At 44.7% G+C, this 19,176-nt stretch carries 9 protein-coding genes; 8 read left to right on the forward strand and 1 reads right to left on the reverse strand.

Features of this window, described 5'->3' with window-relative positions:
- Positions 1 to 265 precede the first annotated feature (265 nt).
- The 7 genes from FEM33_RS21465 (at position 266) to FEM33_RS21495 (ending at position 16,589) form a co-directional block, all read left to right on the forward strand.
- Positions 266 to 3,349, forward strand: coding sequence for a SusC/RagA family TonB-linked outer membrane protein (locus tag FEM33_RS21465; protein ID WP_139014030.1), 3,084 nt, complete (start codon positions 266 to 268; stop codon positions 3,347 to 3,349).
- A 64-nt stretch (positions 3,350 to 3,413) separates the two neighbouring features.
- The gene (locus FEM33_RS21470) at positions 3,414 to 4,889 is read left to right on the forward strand and encodes a RagB/SusD family nutrient uptake outer membrane protein (RefSeq protein ID WP_139014031.1); all 1,476 of its coding nucleotides are present in this window, start codon (positions 3,414 to 3,416) and stop codon (positions 4,887 to 4,889) included.
- Positions 4,890 to 5,060: 171 nt separating this feature from the next.
- Positions 5,061 to 8,345 carry a VCBS repeat-containing protein gene (locus FEM33_RS21475; protein WP_229214347.1) on the forward strand — a complete coding sequence of 1,095 codons (3,285 nt, stop codon included), beginning with the start codon at positions 5,061 to 5,063 and terminating at the stop codon, positions 8,343 to 8,345.
- A 78-nt stretch (positions 8,346 to 8,423) separates the two neighbouring features.
- Entirely contained in the window at positions 8,424 to 11,777 is a 3,354-nt protein-coding gene (locus FEM33_RS21480) for a VCBS repeat-containing protein (protein ID WP_139014033.1), read from the forward strand.
- 101 nt (positions 11,778 to 11,878) lie between these two features.
- Positions 11,879 to 13,150: a Kelch repeat-containing protein gene (locus tag FEM33_RS21485; protein WP_139014034.1), complete on the forward strand. Its 1,272-nt coding sequence runs from the start codon at positions 11,879 to 11,881 to the stop codon at positions 13,148 to 13,150.
- Positions 13,147 to 14,199, forward strand: a complete 1,053-nt coding sequence (locus FEM33_RS21490) for a DUF4249 domain-containing protein (protein WP_139014035.1) — start codon at positions 13,147 to 13,149, stop codon at positions 14,197 to 14,199. Before FEM33_RS21485 ends, FEM33_RS21490 begins: the two co-directional genes overlap by 4 nt.
- Before the next feature lie 41 nt (positions 14,200 to 14,240).
- Positions 14,241 to 16,589 (forward strand): TonB-dependent receptor, encoded by a 2,349-nt coding sequence (locus tag FEM33_RS21495; RefSeq protein ID WP_161597205.1) that lies wholly within the window; start codon positions 14,241 to 14,243, stop codon positions 16,587 to 16,589.
- Positions 16,590 to 16,632: 43 nt separating this feature from the next.
- On the opposite strand, the gene FEM33_RS21500 is transcribed toward FEM33_RS21495, so the two are convergent.
- Positions 16,633 to 17,421, reverse strand: coding sequence for an SDR family oxidoreductase (locus tag FEM33_RS21500; RefSeq protein WP_139014037.1), 789 nt, complete (start codon positions 17,419 to 17,421; stop codon positions 16,633 to 16,635).
- A gap of 191 nt (positions 17,422 to 17,612) precedes the next feature.
- On the opposite strand from FEM33_RS21500, the gene purH reads away from it, so the two are divergent.
- A complete protein-coding gene (gene purH / locus FEM33_RS21505; RefSeq protein WP_139014038.1) occupies positions 17,613 to 19,148 on the forward strand; it encodes a bifunctional phosphoribosylaminoimidazolecarboxamide formyltransferase/IMP cyclohydrolase in 1,536 nt (511 codons plus the stop codon).
- Positions 19,149 to 19,176: the final 28 nt, after the last annotated feature.

The following is a 19,176-nucleotide window of genomic DNA, read 5'->3' on the forward strand; positions in this document are numbered from 1 at the left end:
TAGCACTTTTGTGCTATAATCAGATATACTGAATGGTTGTAAAATATTGCGATTAAAGTGAACAAATTTGGGGTAATCGTATTGTATTATTCAAGCCATTTATATTATTTTGTACGATCGCTAGTGTAAAACTTCTACTTTTTCGCCCTTTAATTCACTAAAAAGCTGTGTTTGTTTAATACAGATGTATTTTTTAAAATGAAAAAGGCGGAATGTTGAAATGATACAACAGCGATGCATTCAGACCTAATTAATTATATAACCTATGATGAATTTATCCTTTCATTTATTCAATGATCGAAGTGCCCGTTATGCCTCTGATTCAAATGCTAAAACAAGCCGCAGCAGAATTTCAGTAAGTTTCTGTGCCTTGTTGGTTGCCTTGATGACGCTTGCAGGCGGCGTGTATGCACAAGATGTAAACGTATCCGGCAAAGTTTCGGATGCAAAAGGTTCTGGCCTTCCGGGCGTATCCATTACTGTTAAAGGAACGACAAGAGGTGCAAATTCGGATATGGATGGCAATTACACCATTGAAGCTCCTGCCAATTCAACGCTTGTTTTCAGCTTCATCGGATTTGCAACCCAGGAAATTGCAGTTGGAAATCAATCCAAAATTGACATTACGCTGAGTGATGACGTAAAAGCACTGGAAGAAGTAGTAGTAGTGGGATACGGAACGGCCAAAAGAAAGGACGTAACCGGATCTGTTCAGTCTGTAACTTCCAAAGACTTCAACGCCGGTGTAAACCCGAACCCGCTTCAGGCTATTCAGGGAAGAGTGGCAGGTTTGACGATCACACAGCCTAACGGTGATCCGAATACAAGCCCTACTGTAAGGCTTCGCGGTTATACCTCACTGGCAGGCGGCAGCGATCCATTATATGTTGTTGATGGAATCATCGGTGTTCCGATCAGTACAATTTCTCCGACGGACATCGAAACAATGGATGTTCTGAAAGATGCATCGGCATCTGCAATTTATGGTTCCCGCGCTGCAAACGGTGTAATCATCATTACCACAAAGCGCGGAAAGTCAGGGCGTGCATCGGTATCATTCAACAATTACGTAGGTGTTGATGTTATTTCAAATAACCTGAAACTTCTGGATGGTCCGGGCTATATCGCCGAAGTACAGCGCATTAAAGGTGAATCTTCTCTTTCGGATTCACAGCGTTTCCCGAAAGATGCAAACGGAAACTTTTATAACACAGACTGGTGGGATGAAATTTCCAGAAAAGGCGTTACAAACAGCCACGACCTTGCAGTAGCCGGCGGATCTCCGACTTTTTCTTACCGCGGATCTGTAAACTATACAAAACGTAATGGTATCATCAAAAATACAGGATTTGACCGTTTGACCGGAAGGATCAACCTGGATCAGAAAGCGCTGGATAACCGTTTGAACATTCAGTACAGCCTTTCCTATACCAATACCAATTCCGATCTTACAGACGGCGGTATTCTTGCAAATGCGACTTTGTTCCTTCCAACCTTGCCGGTAAAAAATGCAAACGGTTCCAATTATGAAATTCCTGGTGCTTTTGACCTGAACAACCCGGTTGCCATGCTGGAAAATGAAGTTTTTCAGCGTCAGAAAAACACGCTGGTTGGAGGTGTAAACCTAAAGTATGAATTGTTCAGCGGATTTACCCTTGGTGTGAACGGAGCAATCAAAAATGATCAGGAAGTAACAAGCCGTGCACGTGACAGGTCTGTAAAAGCTTTCCAGATCACAAACGGAGAAGCCTCAAGAAACCTTGGCCAGATTAATGACAAACTGCTTGAACTTACAGCGACTTACGTAAGAGGCTTTGGTGAAAAAGGAAGTAATTTCTCGTTGCTCGGCGGTTATTCTTATCAGGATATCGTAAATGACGGATTCGGAGCCAACAACACGCAGTTTGTTGCAACAGGTCTTGGGTATAACAATCTGGGTCTTGGATCTGGATCGCTGATTCTACCAAAAACATCTTATACAAGTTCATATAGAAATCAGACAAGCCTTGCTTCATTCTTTGGTAGAGGTACATTAAACTTCAACGAAAAGTATAACCTTACTGCCACTTTAAGGTATGACGGAAGTTCCAAATTCGGTGCAAACAACAAATGGGGCCTTTTCCCGTCTGTAGCCGGTGGATGGACACTTTCTGACGAATCGTTCTTTCCGAAGTCAAACGCATTCAATTATCTGAAACTGCGTGCAAGCTGGGGACGTACAGGAAACTCGGAAGGTCTGGTTCCTTATCAGTCGCTTCAGCTTTACGGCCCAACGACTTCTTACTATGACGGCAGTATCAATAACTTCCTTCCGGGATACGCAATTACCCAGAATACCAATCCTAACCTGAAATGGGAAGTTGTTACGCAGACGAACCTTGGTCTTGATTTCCAGTTTGTAAACGGACGTTTCTCAGGATCGCTTGATTTCTTCAACAAGAAGACAAACGACATGCTTTACAAATATTCTGTACCTGCTGACGGTGTGAAATATTTTACAAACTTTATCTGGGCTAACGTAGGTTCCATGAGCAATAAGGGAATTGAGGTTTCCTTTGGTGGAGCAGTTATTGAAAAAGATAATTTTACATGGACAAGCCGTTTGGTTGGATCTTATATCAAGAACTCCATTCTTAATTTGAAAAGTGATGATTTCGATTCCGGAATTATCCGCTTCAATGCATTCGGTGGAAGAGGTTTATCAAACGTTTATGCCTCAATCCTGACGCCGGGGCTGCCTTTGGGAAGTTTCAACAACGTAGGTCACTTCGTAGGGTTTGATGACAAAGGCCAAATGTTGCTGCAAGGCAAAGACGGCGCAGCTCCGGTTACAAACCCGGCAGATGCACAGCTGAATTTCAAAGACAATCCACAGCCTTATATGACAGGCGCATGGGTGAACAGCTTCACTTACAGGAAATTTGATCTGAGCTTCCAGTTGAGAGGTGTATTTGGAAACAGCATCCTGAACAACCTTCGCTCCAACCTTTCCATTCCGGGATCTATTCTGGAAACAAATATGCTGGAAAGCGTGAAAGAAGTCCCTGCCAATTTCAGTACCAATGCATTGTCTGATTACTGGCTTGAAAAAGGAACCTATATTCGTCTTGACAACTGGCAGATCGGATACAATGTTTCGCTTGAAAGCAAATACCTTACCAATGCAAGGATTTATCTGGGCGGAAACAACCTGTTTATTATTACAAAGTACCGTGGTGTAGACCCTGAGCTTGAAGTTAAAGGAGATTTCAACAATGACAACTCTGCACCAAACAGCCTTGGTCTGGATGCTACCGGTATTTACCCGAAAACCCGTACATTCCAGTTAGGAGTTAATCTGACATTCTAAGAAAAAGTTAAGCATTGCAGCCTAGGGTTTCAGGCTGATCCAATACCTTAAATTAAATAATACAATGAAAATAAAAGTAAAACATATATTATTAGGTTCCGCTTTATTGCTGACCGGTCAGGCTTGTACTGATCTGACAGAAACGCCTTATGACGTTATTCCAACCGACCAGTTTGGCTCGACTCCTGCGCAGCAAGCGGCTTTGCTTGGTCCTTTGTACAGCTCATTGGGTGATTATTTCGGAAGATTTGCGGAGTTAAATACCGTTACGGACGAGCAGGTGATACCTACTCGCGGGGGTGACTGGAAAGACGGTGATGCATGGAAGCGCTTAAAACAGCATACCTGGACTCCAACCGGAGATGACGATAAATTTAACGGTATGTGGACGTGGTGCTATAACAGCATTACTTCCATTAACCAGCAGCTGAGCAATCCGGAAATTACGGATGCAGGAACCCTTGCAGAATTGCGTGCACTCCGGGCATTCTATCATTATCTGCTGCTGGATCAGTTCAGAAATGTGATCATTGCCGAAAAGCTGGGCGGAGAAGGACCGGTTCAGAAAACGGGACCCGAGGTTTTTGCGTGGATTGAAAAAGAACTTAAAGAAGTCTATCCAAATCTCAGCGAAACCACGGGTGGGGCTTATTACGGACGTTTCAACAAGTATGTTGCAAACATGATCCTGGCCAAGCTTTACCTTAACGCCGAAGTTTACACCGGAACACCGAAATGGGCAGAAGCAAAAGCTGAATGCGATGTGGTTATTGCATCCGGCAAGTATACGCTGACAGCCGATTTCTTCAGTAACTTCTCTACGCAGAATCAGGCATCCAAAGAAAATATTCTTGCCATTCCGTTTGATGCTTCCAAAAGAGGCGGCTTTAACATGAACATGCGTACGCTGCATTATTTGAGCCAGCTTACTTACAATACGCCTCAGGCACCATGGAACGGATACTGTACGGCCACTGAATTTTATAATTCTTTCAAAGAAGGTGATAACAGAAAGAATATGTGGATCGTTGGACAACAGTATTCCTCTGATGGCAAGCCGCTTACTGATGACGGTAAACCGTTTATCTTCACGCCGGAAATCCCTGCATTTGAAATGCCTGCAGGCCCGGTTGCAAGGTTGGCCGGTGCAAGAAGCCAGAAGTATGAAATTCAGCGAAACGGAGCCAGCAATGACCAGGATAACGACTTTGTTCTTTTCCGCTTGGGCGATACATATCTGATGAGAGCAGAAGCAAACCTTCGTCTGGGAAAAGTTGCTGATGCCATCAAGGATGTTAACATCATTCGTGATCGTGCAGGAGCAACTCCGGTTACAACGCTTACATTGGACGGCATGCTTGCAGAAAGAGGCTGGGAAATGGCCTGGGAATATACAAGACGTCAGGACCTTATCCGTTTCGGCCAATTCAACAAGCCCTGGCAGTTCAAGGATGCATCACCTGCATTCAGAAATATTTTCCCGATTCCGGCTACGCAGCTTTCTCTGAATCCGAACCTGAAGCAAAACCCAGGTTACTGATGCACTGATAAAAATCATGTAATTCCAGTTTATTCCGAACAGGGGCAGCCTCCTTCATGGCTTGCTCCTGTTTTATTTTACATTTGTGCCAGATCTGCATTTTACCAGTAAAGAAATTGATTAATGATTCGTTGCAGTAATATATTGTTGGTTTGTGGGCTTGGTATTTTCATGTTTCTGTCCTGTTCAAAAGACAATGAAAAGGATCGTTTGTTTGAAGAAATGTCTTCCTCCGAAACAGGAATAAGCTTTGAAAATACAATTACAAACAGTGAAGAATTCAATATCTTCAATTACAGAAATTTTTATAATGGCGGCGGCGTAGCAATCGGAGATGTTAATAATGATAACCTTCCGGATATTTATCTGATTGCCAATCAGGGCTCCAACAAGCTGTTTTTGAATAAGGGCAATTTCCGCTTTGAAGATATTACAGATAAAGCCGGCGTGGCCGGAACCAAATCGTGGAGTACGGGTGCAACGTTTGCCGACGTAAACGGAGACGGATTTCTGGATTTGTACGTTTGCAATGCAGGCCGTTCAGAAGAACGCAGTAATGAACTGTTTATCAATAAAGGCAACGGGACTTTTGTTGAAAAAGCAAAAGAGTACGGCCTTGACGATCATGGATTTTCCACACATGCCGCTTTCTTTGATTTTGACCGGGACGGAGATCTGGACATGTTTTTGCTTAACAACAGTTTCACGCCTGTCGGCCGCCTTGCGTATGCAAATATCCGTAATCAGCGGGATAAGGAAGGCGGGCATAAATTATTCAGGAATGATGGTTCAAAGTTTACAGACATCAGCGAACAAGCCGGAATTTACGGAAGTCTGATCGGATTCGGGCTTGGAATTACAATCGGTGATGTCAATAATGACAACTGGCTGGATCTTTATATTTCCAATGATTTCTACGAACATGATTACTTGTATATCAACAATCATGACGGTACTTTCAAGGAGTCTATTCAATCGGCCATGCAGCATACGAGCTTGTCTTCCATGGGTGCGGATATTGCGGACATCAACAACGACGGGAAACTGGATATTTATGTTACAGATATGCTTCCGGCTTTTGACCGGAGGTTAAAACTCACATCCACTTACGAAGGGTATGACTTGCTGGCCTTGAAAGTATCCAGAGATTTTCATTATCAATACATGCAGAATACGCTGCAGTTGAATCAATCGGGTGCGCCGGACGGTAAAACCTGGTTTAGCGAAATCGCACGTTTCAGCGGGACACATGCAACGGACTGGAGCTGGGGCGCTCTCATCTTTGACATGGATTCGGACGGTGAAAAAGACATTTTTGTTGCCAATGGAATCTACAAAGATCTTACGAATCAGGATTTTGTCGCATTCCTTGCGGACCCTTCGAATATTGCGGAAGTCAGCCGTACAAGGCAGTTTGATTATAAAATGTTTCTTGACAAAATGCCTTCCGAGCCGCTTTCCAACTATGCTTTTAAAAATAAAGGTGATTTGTCTTTTGTCAACCAGGCAACAGAATGGGGTTTGAACAAGCCTTCATTTTCAAACGGGGCGGCTTACGGCGATCTTGACAATGACGGTGATCTGGATCTTGTTGTCAATAATGTAAACAACCCGCTTTTTGTTTATAAAAACAAATCCGATGAGCGCAAGGACTTTCACTATATCAAGTTCAGATTAAACGGCGAACAAAATAACAAAGACGCAATCGGTACCAAAATATACGTGCATCAGCAGAAAAGGACGCAAATGCTTCAGCAAATGCCAAACCGGGGATTTGAGTCATCTGTTGACCTGCGGCTTGTTTTTGGCTTGGGCACCAATCCGGAAATTGATTCGGTTACAGTGCTGTGGCCAAACGATAAGCAACAGGTCATTAAAAAGCCGGCTGCGGACTCGACGTATGTTCTGGATCAGAAAAATGCCTCCGTTCCATGGAAACCTGAAAGTGATAAAGGTAAAGGCAAGTTTGCCGAAGCAACGGAAAGTGGAATTGATTTTACACACAAGGAACTGGATTATGTAGACTACAATCAGAATCCACTCATCAAGCAAATGTATTCCAGACTTGGTCCGGCCATTGCAGTCGGAGATGTAAACGGCGATCAGCTGGATGACGTATTTACGGGAGGAGCATCGGGCCAGAGCGGTAAGTTGTTCATTCAGAAAAAGGACGGAAACTTTGCTGAAAAAACGCCCGAAGTTTTTGCCAAAGAACTCGAGACAGAAGCAATTGACGCTACATTTTTTGATGCAGACAATGACGGTGACCAGGATTTGATCGTTGTGTCCGGAAGTAATGAGTTCAAGGATAACGACAATGCTTTGTTGCCGCAACTTTATCTGAATGACGGAAAAGGTAATTTCAGTAAGAGCAGCGGGCTTCCGGGTTTAAATATAAACGCCTCCTGCGTTGCTGTGAGTGATTTTGACAAAGATGGTGACACGGATGTTTTTATCGGGTCAAGATTGAAATCCGGTCAGTACGGAATTGATCCGCCAAGTTATCTGCTTACCAATGACGGTACCGGTAATTTCAAGAATTATACAAAACGATACATTCCGGAAATCGGCAGTTTGGGAATGGTTACAGATGCAGTATGGGCCGATTTGAACGGAGACACTTATCCTGAACTGATTGTTGCGGGTGACTGGATGCCGGTGATGATTTTTAAAAATAACAGAAACAAACTGGAACTGCAGTCCACTGAAAATGTGAAGAATGTAAAAGGCGAAGCCGTCAAAACCAACGGCTGGTGGAATACCCTGGCAGTTGCGGACATGGATAATGACGGCGATCAGGACATCATTGCAGGAAATCTGGGAACGAATACACGGCTGAAAGCAACGCAGCAAAAACCGGTCGACATGTATGTGAAAGATTTTGATAACAACGGCATCACTAAGCAGATTATAACCTGTCCGGATGAAACCGGCGTTTCTTATCCGATGGTTATGAAGCCGGATTTGTTGCGTGCAATGCCGTCGCTTAAAAAGAAATTCGTTAAATACGAGCAGTATGCGGGTAAAACTGTAGAGGACGTAATCAGTAAGGAAGATCTGGCAAGTGCAGTGAAAAAGGAAGTCTATACTTCGGAATCGGTTATATTGAGAAATGAATCAAAGGGAACGGCATTTACAATGATTCCATTGCCGGTACAGGCGCAGTTGTCACCTATTTACAGCATCATTCCTTCAGATTATGATCAGGACGGAAATATGGATCTGATCGTAGCAGGAAATTATTATGATGTGTTGCCGGAAATCGGAAGGTACGATGCGTCTAAAGGTCTGATTTTACGTAACAATAAAGGCAGTTTTGAAGCTTTGCTTCCATCCGAAACCGGTTTCTGGGCGGAAGATCAGGTCCGGAATATGCGGCAGCTTAGACAGGGCCAGTTGATTCTTGGCAAGAACAACAGCAAGGTTCAGGTATTCAGACCGGTTATTAAAAAGTAATATTTGGGTGTTTATTTATCAATGGTGATTTCTGATTATAAGAAAATCCGCTTTGATAAAATCAGGATTAAATTAAAAATGAAGAAAATAAATCTGGCAGTAATTCTTGTCACGGCGCTTATTTTTCAGGCATGCAGTTCAAAGGAAAAAAGCAGTGAAAAACCATTGTTTGAAGTCAGGGATTCAGCGAGCACCGGAGTCGGATTTGTAAATCAGGTTGTTGGCAACGAAAAGGTTAACCTGATGGATTACCTTTATTTTTACAATGGCGGCGGTGTAGCGACGGGCGATATCAACAATGACGGACTGGCTGATGTTTATTTCGTTTCCAATCAGGGCAAAAACAAGCTGTATCTGAATAAAGGCAATTTCAGGTTTGAAGATATTTCCGAAAAAGCAGGCGTGGAAGGCTTTTCCGACTGGCAGACCGGCGTTACCATGGCCGATGTCAATGGCGACGGGTTACTGGATATTTATGTTTCGGCCGTAGGCAATTTCCGGGGAATGGAAGGCTCCAATGAACTGTATATCAATAACGGCGATCTTACATTTTCTGAAAAAGCAGCGGATTACGGACTTGATTTTACAGGCTTTTCCACGCAGGCAGTGTTTTTTGATTATGACCGGGACGGCGATATGGATTGTTATCTCTTGAATCATGCGGTGCATACATCGCGCAGTTATGATCGCGTAAGTACCCGTCATCTGCGCAACAACGAAGCCGGAGATTATCTGTATGAAAGTCAGATGAGTGATCAGAAAGCAGGTCCGGATAAAGCTGTAAAATTTAAGGATGTAAGCGCAGAAGCCGGAATTTACGGCGCTGCCATGGGTTATGGGCTGGGTGTTGGCATCGCCGACCTGAACAATGACGGCTGGGACGACATTTATGTTTCCAACGATTTTCATGAAGATGATTATTGCTACATCAACAATGGCAACGGAACTTTTACCAATAAAAGCGATGAAATGTTCCGCTATACAAGCCGGTACTCTATGGGAAACGATATTGCGGACGTAAATAACGACGGTTATCCGGATGTAATGACGCTGGATATGTACCCGGAAGACGAATACGTGGAAAAGTCATCCATAGGCGAGGATGCACTCGATATTTATTTGTACAAACTTTCATTCGGTTATATGCCGCAGCTCAGCAGGAACTGTCTGCAGATCAACCTTTCTGGAAAGAAATTCATGGAAGTGGCTGCCATGTCCGGCGTGGCTGCAACGGACTGGAGCTGGTCGCCGTTGCTGGCAGATTACGACAATGACGGAATAAAGGATTTGTTTGTAAGCAACGGAATCGCGCACCGCCCGAATAATCTTGATTATGCAAAATATGCTGCGGACGATTCGTTGAGGTATGCCTCTGAAACGTCACTGGAACTGGACAAAAAAGCACTTGACTTAATGCCGGAAGGAAAAGTCCATAATTATTTGTTTAAAGGAACCAAGGAGCTCAACTTTCAGAATAAATCGCTTGAATGGGGTTTTGAAGCAAAAAATATCTCTAACGGAGCAGCGTATGCAGATTTTGACAATGACGGCGATCTGGATCTGGTGACCAACAATCTGAACGAGCCTTCTGTTTTTTATCAGAATCATGCCAATCAAATGCCCGGTTCTGGGTTTCTGAGGGTCAGGCTGGAAGATTATCCCGGCAACCGTTTTGCAATTGGGGCAAAAGTGGTTATTAAAAGTAAAAGCGGGCTTCAGATGCAGCAATTAGCCATGACAAGAGGATTTGAGTCGTCCAGCGAGCCGGTTGTGCATTTTGGTGTTGGTGGGCAAAAAGTCATTGACAGCCTCATCGTAGTCTGGCCAGATCAGCATGAACAGGTGCTTACGCAGGTAAAAACAGGACAATTGCTTAAAATCAAATACGACAAAACTTCCGCAGCAGAGAAAAACATCCGGATTGTAAAAACACCTGATCAGCAACGGTTTGAAGATGTAACGGACCGATTCAAAATTCCTTACAAGCATGAGGAAAACCAGTACTTTGATTTCTACAGAGAAAGCCTGATGCCGTTTCTGGTTTCCACAGAAGGGCCGAAAGTTGCCGTGGCTGATGTAAACGGCGATGGGTTGGAAGATATGTACGTAGGCGGCGCCAAATGGCAGATCGGAGCATTGTACCTGCAGACGCCGGCCGGTAAATTCGTGAGAAGCCTGCAACCGGATTTCAGAACCGATTCAACTTATGAAGATGTGGATGCCGTGTTCTTTGATGCCGATAAAGACGGTTTTCAGGATCTTTATGTAGTTACCGGCGGAAATGAATTTTATGATAAAATGCCGCAGCAGTTTGACCGTTTATATATGAACGACGGAAAGGGAAATTTCAAAAGAAAAGCCAATGCCCTGCCGCCGATGTTTGATAACAAATCCTGTGTACGGCCATTTGATCTGGATAAGGACGGCGATCTGGACTTGTTTGTAGGAGGCCGGGTCGTTGGTTTTCAATACGGAATGGCTCCAAATTCTTACATTCTGATCAATGACGGCAAAGGGAACTTTACAGATAAAACCAATGAGCTTGCGCCTCAGCTCCGGAATATTGGCATGGTTACGGATGCATTGTGGGCAGATATTGACGGCGACAAGCAGAACGATCTGGTGGTTGCCGGAGACTGGATGCCGGTTACTGTTTTCTTTAACAAAAAAGGAAAACTGAGCCGTGATCAATCTGGCAACTTTACTGCTCCGGCGGGATTCTGGCAGTGCATAAAAGCAGCTGATTTTGATCAGGACGGCGATATCGATCTGATTGCGGGAAATCTGGGAAATAATAACAAGTTCAGAAAAAGGCCTGATACCCATTTGAAAATGTGGGTCAAAGATTTTGATAATAATCAGGGACTGGAACAGGTTCTGGCTTATAGCGTTGAAGAAAAATGGTATCCGGTGGCTTTCAAGGACGAACTTGGAAAACGTATTCCTTCCATTATCAACAAGAGATTTACGGATTACAAGTCTTTTGCAGGAAAAACAATTGATGATATTTTTGAAACCGGTGAGTTAAAAGATTCCAGGTTACTGGAAGTTGAAAAGTTCGGTTCCGTTTATCTGGAAAACAAAGAGGGGCGTTTTGTCATGCATGACTTGCCGGCAGAAGCACAGGCTTCCAAACTGTTTGCCATGACCATTACGGATATAGACGGAGATGGCAGGCCGGATGTGCTGGGCGGCGGGAATTATCAGGGCGTAAGCACTTATCAGGGTCGTTATGATTCCAGTTTCGGGCTGGTGCTTTTAAACAAGGGAAAAGGAAATTTCGAAGCACTTTCACCGGTGGACACCGGGTTTTTACTGGAAGGTGAAATAAGGGATATCAAGCGTATACAGGCGGGCAATGAATCTTTGTGGATGATAGCACGTAATAATCTGCCATTGACCATCATGAAGCCTTTACGCTGGGAGAAGTAAAAGTAGCGGGTGCAATACTGCAATTCACAGATCAGCAGGCGCATATGAGAACAGGCTTTACAGTGACGGGATATTTCCTTTGCCGTATATTTACAGCGGCTATGTTCTTCATTTTATTTTCCTGTGAGAAAAAGACTTTTCCGCCAACCGGGATTACCGAGGATATCATTGTTCCTGTTTCCATTGTTTCCATTGAACAGAATGCAGCCGGCACTGCTGAGATTACGGTCAAAACGTCCAATGTTGCCGATAACAACTTTGAACTTAAGCTACTGACGGATTCAGGTGCAGAAATTCCGATTCAGGCCGGCAGCAACGAGGTGGTAAGTGTTTTCAAGCTGACTATGTATACAAGCGGTAAGTTACAGGGCGGGAAAACATATACTTTGCAGCTGAACTACAAGAACGATCAAGGCAAAGATATTGCGATCCGCAGAGGTTTTACTGCTAAATTAACCGGAAGCTGGAAAAAACTGCCTCATGCCCCGATAGCCGACGGTGATTTTACCGGTGCCGCTCTGCTTTCTCCGCTTTACAATTCAGAACTGGCCGTTTACAGATACGCGGATGCTGTTAAATGGGATATTTTAAAGTTCGATGGAATGTGGAGGAGTGTAGAGAGCAAGAAGCCGGTTCCGAGGCATAATGCCATTGCTTTTCCATTGGGGCAAGCTGGCGGAAGAGAGCTGATTTTCATGGGATTCGGTTTTATAAATGATGACAAGCTTCCAAGTAAAAAAGCATATCTGAACGACTTTTGGTGGACAGTCAATTACTATTACATCGGCGAGCATGCCGGTGTTGTTTTTCCGCTTTATACCGATATCGACAGAGATGTAAAGTTTTTTCTGACTTATGATCATGCATTCATGCTTAAAGAAGATTTTACAGGTGCAATGCGCTCCATGGATGTAAAATGGGATCAGAAAGAATGTCAGCCGCTTCCTGAAAAAACCGGAAAGCTGGCCGCAGTTACAATAAACGGAACTGGCTATGTCATTAACCAGACGGCAGGAAAAGCTCCTCATCTTTATGCCTATTCTCCGGAGCAGGACAAGTGGACAAGAATGGCTGATTTTCCGGGCGTTGCCCGTGAACTGGGTACAGCGTTTTCGGCAGCAGGAAAAGGATATTTCGGACTGGGAATTGATGCGCACGGAAACGGATTGAGGGATATCTGGCAATATGATCCGGCCAAAAATGCATGGAGCTATCATTCGGAATATCCGGGACAGGGAAACCGTTTGCTGGTCTCGTTTTCGGATAAGAACAAGGCTTATCTGGGATGGGGTTATGAAAGTCGGCAAATAGAGGGTTCTGCTGCCAGACAGCAAATTGGATGTACAGATTTTTGGGAATTCGATCCGCAATGAAATATACCGTTTTGCAAACTTTCAAAAGATATTCTGTTTTTCTTTTTCTGGCCTGCTGGCTGCCGGCATGTGTGGATGAAGTTCAGCTTCCGTCCAGATCGGTGGAGTCACGGCTAGTCGTTGAAGGGCTTATTACAAACGAAAAACCGCCTTATACGATCAAGCTGACTTTTACGGGAGCTTACAATTCCTTGATTTACGGACAAACTGAAATCCCTGTGAACGGAGCACTCGTCAGTATAACCGAAGTTGGCGGGAACACTGTTTTTCTGGATCAGGACCCGCTTACGCCAGCCAATTACTGGATGCGGGATACGGCTTTTACCGGCAAGCCGGGTAAAAGTTATCAGCTTAAAATTCAGCTTGAAAACGGCGTTACTTACGTTTCTGAACCGGAAATGTTGAATCCGGTTGCTGATATTGACCGTATTTACGCTGAGTTCCGGGAACGGCCCAACGACGAATTTTTTGAACCGGACCATTATGTAATTCTGCTGGATACCAAAGATCCTTCAACAACGGGAAATTATTATCGCTGGTCGGGATACGGGTATGTGCCGAGGCTTTCCACCGGCGAGCCGATCGGAATGGGCCGTTGCTGCAACTGGTGCTGGGTTCCGGTTTACAGCTCCCGTTCCGATGTACTTTCCGATGTGCTTGTAAATGGCAGCAGCATCAGCCGCAGGCCCGTTATGTCATCTCCGATTTATTACGCCGGCCGGCATTACATTGAAGTAAGGCAATATTCACTTACCAAGTCGGCATATCAGTTCTGGCTGAACTTTGAGGAACAGCGTAAAAGAAACGGATCGTTATTCGATCCTTTGCCGGCTTCCATTGAAGGAAATGTTCACCGTGAAGACGATGCGAGCGTACTTGCGCTTGGCTATTTCGGCGCATCGGCCGTCAGCATAAAAAGAACGGTTATTCCGGGGGATACCCTGAATGCACAGCGGATCGCCATCAAATACAGCAACGTTTTTATTGAAGACGGAAATTGTCAGTTGGTATACAGTCAAGGTCAGCTTACGCCTCCGGCAAACTGGTGATGGAAAATCAGCGCAACACATTTTTCTGCTCATTAATTAAAATGCTGCTACTTGCGGCAGTGATTGTTTATTTGCCTCAAAAAGGTTTCGGACAGGCAAACTGGATTTTGAAAGGCAGGGTAAGTGATGCTTCTTCCGGAAAAGGCGTGCCGAATGCATCCGTCGTTTCGCGCATATCCAAAACGGCAGTTACAACGGACAGCACCGGATATTTCGAATTATCGCTGAAAGCAGGTGAACAGCTTGTGAATTTTTCATCAGTCGGCTATTTCAGTCAGGCAAGGAACATAACTTATAAAGAAACTTTTTCAGAGCTGGAAATAAAACTGGCTCCCGAAATCCGGCAATTACAGGAACTGATCGTGAAAGAAAAAGCCCCGGATGAAAACGTTCGTTCCAGCCAGATGAGCGTTTCCCGGCTGGATATCAGAAATTTGAAAAATATTCCGGTCGTATTCGGAGAAGTGGACATTCTGAAAGCACTTACCTTACAGCCGGGCGTCAGTACGGTAGGCGAGGGAACGGCCGGTTTCAACGTGCGCGGCGGCAGGACGGATCAGAACCTTGTATTGCTGGATGGAGCGCCGCTTTTCAACACATCTCATTTGCTGGGTTTTCTGAGTAATGTCAATGTGGATGCCGTCCGGGATGTTACTTTGTTCAAAGGCGACATTCCTGCATCATACGGCGGACGCCTTTCTTCTTTGCTGGCCATCAATACGCGTACGGGAAGCAAGGAACGGGTTAATCTGACAACCGGAATCGGCCTGATGACGGCAAGCGTTATGGCTGACGGTCCGCTTACCCGAAACAGACGGCTGACCTTTCTCGCAGGCGGCAGAATTGCTTATCCCGATATTCTTATCAAACGGTTTCCTGCTCCTGTCAACAAGAACAAGGCTTTCTTTTTTGACCTGAACGGACGTTTATCCTATGAAATTTCAGCAACCAGCATTGTGTCCGTTACAGGTTATTACAGTTTTGACCATTTCAAATTTCCTGAAGATACGCTTTACGGCTGGAAATCGGCAGCTGCTACATTTAACTGGAACAAACAGATCAACAAAGCATTGTCTATGGAAGTCGGTGCCAATTTAAGTAAATATACTTTTATGCTGGAAGGGATTGCGCCGACGAACCAATATCAGTTCAGTTCAGGAATCAATCAGTATGACGGACATATACGGTTTTTATGGCAGCCGCTTTCAGCCCATAAAATGGAAGCCGGTGCCAGTATAACGCGTTACAGTCTTTCTCCCGGCAACGTAGCCCCGGTGAAAGAATCCAACATCACGCGCATTGATCTGGAAAATGAGCAGGCTCTGGAGCAGGCATTATACCTTTCCGATGAATGGAATCCGTTTGCCTGGCTGGCAGTTAATGCAGGAATCCGCTATGTACACTTTGCGAATGTCGGTGCGGGAAGCGTTTTTCAGTACGAGCATGCCGTTCCGCGCAGTTCCGAGTCCATTCTGGATACACTTGTATTTGGCAAAGGAAAAACAATTGCCGGTTTTGGCGGATTTGAGCCTCGTTTATCTGTCAGGATCAATACGGGGAAATCCAGTTCTGTCAAGATGAGCTATACCAAAACCCGTCAGTATCTGCATCTTATTTCCAATACAACTGCCATTTCACCAGTCGATTTCTGGAAACTTGCCGACGGATTTGTGCCGCCACAATCTTCTGTACAGTGGGCTGCGGGTTATTTTAAAAACTTCGGGGACAATACTTTTGAAACTTCTGTAGAAGTGTACCGTAAAAATCTGGCCAATCTGGTTGAATATAAAAACGGTGCAACACTACTGCTTAATGCTGCACTTGAAACGGATCTGCTCCCTGCCAAAGGAAAAGCTTACGGCGTTGAAGTCAGCATTCAGAAAACCAAAGGAGTTGTATCGGGTTTGATTGCTTACACTTACAGCCGGACTTTTGCAAAAGTCAGTTCCATTTATCCGACGGAGCAGATCAATCGGGGAAACTGGTTTCCTGCTACTGTAGACAGACCGCATAACATCAATATTTCCACGCAATGGAAATGGAGAAAAGGCTGGACGTTCGGTACCAATTTTGTTTATACATCAGGCCGGCCACTGACCTTTCCGGATGGTACTTACCGGCTGAACGACGTTGTAGTACAGGATTATTCATCCAGAAACCTGGACCGCGTTCCGGATTATCATCGGATGGATGTTTCTTTTACCAAAGACACACGGATTAAAACGGATCAGCCGAGTTATACTTTATGGTCGTTTTCGATTTATAATTTATACGCTAGGAAAAACCCTTATTCCATTTACTTCCGTCAATCGGGTTCAAGGCTTGTCAGCTATCGGCTTTCCGTATTTGGGACGCTTATTCCATCCATTAGCTGGAAGCATTACTTTTAAGCTATAATTATTCTGATCTTTAAACTCGTTAGCACGGAGCATTTTACATACTCTCCGTTTTTCCGCCGTCCACAGGCAGATTTACTCCGTTGATGCTTGCTGCCGCCGGACTGCAGAGGAATGCAACTGCTGCTGCGACTTCTCTGGCTTCACTGAAACGGCGGATCGGAATGGATGCCTGCATTTCAGCAGCAATTGCTTCACGGGATTTGCCTTGTGCCTTGCTTCTCATTTCAAGAACGGCGTCCAGGCGTGCTGTTTCGGTATAGCCGGGCAGAACGTTGTTGGAAGTAATCCCGAATTGCCCAAGTTCCAGCGACAAGGTTTTTGACCAGCTTGCAACGGCTCCTCTGATCGTATTGGAAACCCCGAGGCCGACAATCGGCTGTTTAACGGAAGTGCTGATGATATTGACTATTCTTCCGAAACCTGCCTTTTTCATAAACGGAACCACCGACTGAACCAAATAATGATTGTTGATCAGGTGCATCTGAAAGGTTTTTAGAAACTGGTCAGTTTCTGCTTCTATAACAGGCCCGCCCGATGGTCCGCCTGTATTGTTGATCAGGATGTGAACTTCCGGACAAAGGCGGAGGTAATTTTCAATGGCATCTTTTACATTTTCATTATCGGAAAAATCGGCAACTACGTAGCGGTGCAGCTGGCCGGCCGATGTATCCAGCGTTTCTACGGCTTCCCGCAGTTTTTCTTCATTTCTGGCGACGAGTGTAACATTTGCGCCCATTCCAGCCAGTTCCACTGCCGTGGCAAGTCCGATTCCCTGTGTGCTTCCGCAGACGAGAGCTGTTTTTCCTGTCAGGTTAAGATCCATCGTTTTTGATTTTGTCTTTTGATTTCAAGTTACGGCGCTTCGGATATTTAGTACTTTCCTCTTCAGACTTCGTACTTTTTTCATCTATCTTTGCGGCTTATTTTCAGTCCGGAAATATTGAACAGCAAGAGAATTCGTTAACTTGGCTACCAAAATTTCCGAATTTGTAATTTTACAGCAAACATTCCGAAATGTCTAAAAAAATCCAATCCGCGCTTATATCTGTATACTATAAGGACGGACTTGAACCTTTGGTTCGTCTTCTTCATAATAACGGAGTAAAAATTTACTCAACCGGCGGTACTCAGACCTTCATTGAAAGCCTGCAAATTCCAGTTACTGCTGTGGAAGAACTTACGGGTTATCCGTCTATTTTCGGCGGCAGGGTAAAAACGCTGCACCCGGCAGTGATGGGCGGGATTTTATACCGTCGTGACGATTCAGGTGATCTTGAACAGGCGCAGCAATATAATATTCCGGCTATCGACCTTGTTGTGGTGGATCTTTATCCTTTTGAAGAAACTGTTGCATCCGGCGCAGATGAAGCGGATATCATTGAAAAAATAGACATAGGCGGCATTTCGCTGATCCGGGCAACTGCAAAGAATTTTAAAGATACGCTGATCGTATCTTCACGCAGCCAGTATGAAGAAGTTGTGGAACTGCTTTCTGCAAAGGCCGGTACCACTGATCTGGAAGACCGCCGTTATTACGCCGGACTTGCTTTTGCAGTTTCTTCACATTATGACGGTGCCATCAACCGTTTTTTTACGGCGGACAAGGAGAAATCGGACAGCGATCTTTTCAATTTCACAAGCCTTTCTTCGCAGACTTTACGTTACGGTGAAAATCCGCACCAGAATGCTACGTACTACGGCGATCTGGAAGGGATTTTTGACAAACTGCATGGCAAGGAATTGTCTTACAACAATCTTGTTGACGTAGACGCATGCGTTAACCTGATTGATGAATTTGAAGGTGCGCAACCTACTTTTGCGATTATCAAACATACGAATGCTTGCGGAATCGCTACGGCTGCAACTGCAAAGGAAGCTTATGACAATGCGCTGGCCTGCGATCCGGTGTCTGCATTCGGCGGTGTTGTGATCACCAATTCAAAAGTTGATCTGGCCACTGCCGAAGAACTGAACAAGCTGTTTATGGAAATCCTGATTGCGCCGGAATATGATGAAGAAGCGCTTGATCTGCTGAAATCCAAGAAAAACAGGATTCTTCTGAAACGTAATGCTGTAAACCTGCCGCAGATAATGTTTAAAACCATTCTGAACGGGGTTTTGGTGCAGGATAAGGATTTGTCTACCGAAACTGCTTCCCAGTTTACAACCGTAACGGAAAAGGCGCCTTCTGAAAATGAAGTTACGGCTATGGAATTTGCATTAAAGGTTTGTAAACATACCAAATCCAATACAATTGTTCTGGCGAAGGAAAACCAGCTTCTTGCCAGCGGAACGGGTCAGACTTCCCGGGTAGATGCTTTGCGTCAGGCTATTGACAAGGCAAAGGCATTTGGGTTCGACCTGAACGGTGCGGTTATGGCTTCCGACGCTTTTTTCCCGTTTGCAGACTGTGTTGAAATTGCACAGCAGGCCGGTATTACTGCGGTAGTACAGCCGGGCGGTTCTATTCGTGACAAGGATTCCATTGCGTACTGCAATGAACACGGCGTTTCAATGGTCACAACCGGAATCCGCCACTTCAAACATTAATTTTCAAGCCACGAATACACGGATTCAC

Source organism: Dyadobacter flavalbus, assembly GCF_006149045.1.
GTDB classification, from domain to species: domain Bacteria; phylum Bacteroidota; class Bacteroidia; order Cytophagales; family Spirosomataceae; genus Dyadobacter; species Dyadobacter flavalbus.

What these genes read in the sequence shown, in the direction of transcription:
- FEM33_RS21470 (WP_139014031.1), top strand. Translation starts at nt 3,414, where the DNA reads ATGAAAATAAAAGTAAAACATATATTATTAGGTTCCGCTTTATTGCTG.
- FEM33_RS21475 (WP_229214347.1), top strand. Translation starts at nt 5,061, where the DNA reads ATGTTTCTGTCCTGTTCAAAAGACAATGAAAAGGATCGTTTGTTTGAA.
- FEM33_RS21485 (WP_139014034.1), top strand. Translation starts at nt 11,879, where the DNA reads ATGTTCTTCATTTTATTTTCCTGTGAGAAAAAGACTTTTCCGCCAACC.
- FEM33_RS21500 (WP_139014037.1), bottom strand. Translation starts at nt 17,421, where the DNA reads ATGGATCTTAACCTGACAGGAAAAACAGCTCTCGTCTGCGGAAGCACA.
- FEM33_RS21495 (WP_161597205.1), top strand. Translation starts at nt 14,241, where the DNA reads ATGCTGCTACTTGCGGCAGTGATTGTTTATTTGCCTCAAAAAGGTTTC.
- FEM33_RS21490 (WP_139014035.1), top strand. Translation starts at nt 13,147, where the DNA reads ATGAAATATACCGTTTTGCAAACTTTCAAAAGATATTCTGTTTTTCTT.
- FEM33_RS21465 (WP_139014030.1), top strand. Translation starts at nt 266, where the DNA reads ATGATGAATTTATCCTTTCATTTATTCAATGATCGAAGTGCCCGTTAT.
- purH (WP_139014038.1), top strand. Translation starts at nt 17,613, where the DNA reads ATGTCTAAAAAAATCCAATCCGCGCTTATATCTGTATACTATAAGGAC.
- FEM33_RS21480 (WP_139014033.1), top strand. Translation starts at nt 8,424, where the DNA reads ATGAAGAAAATAAATCTGGCAGTAATTCTTGTCACGGCGCTTATTTTT.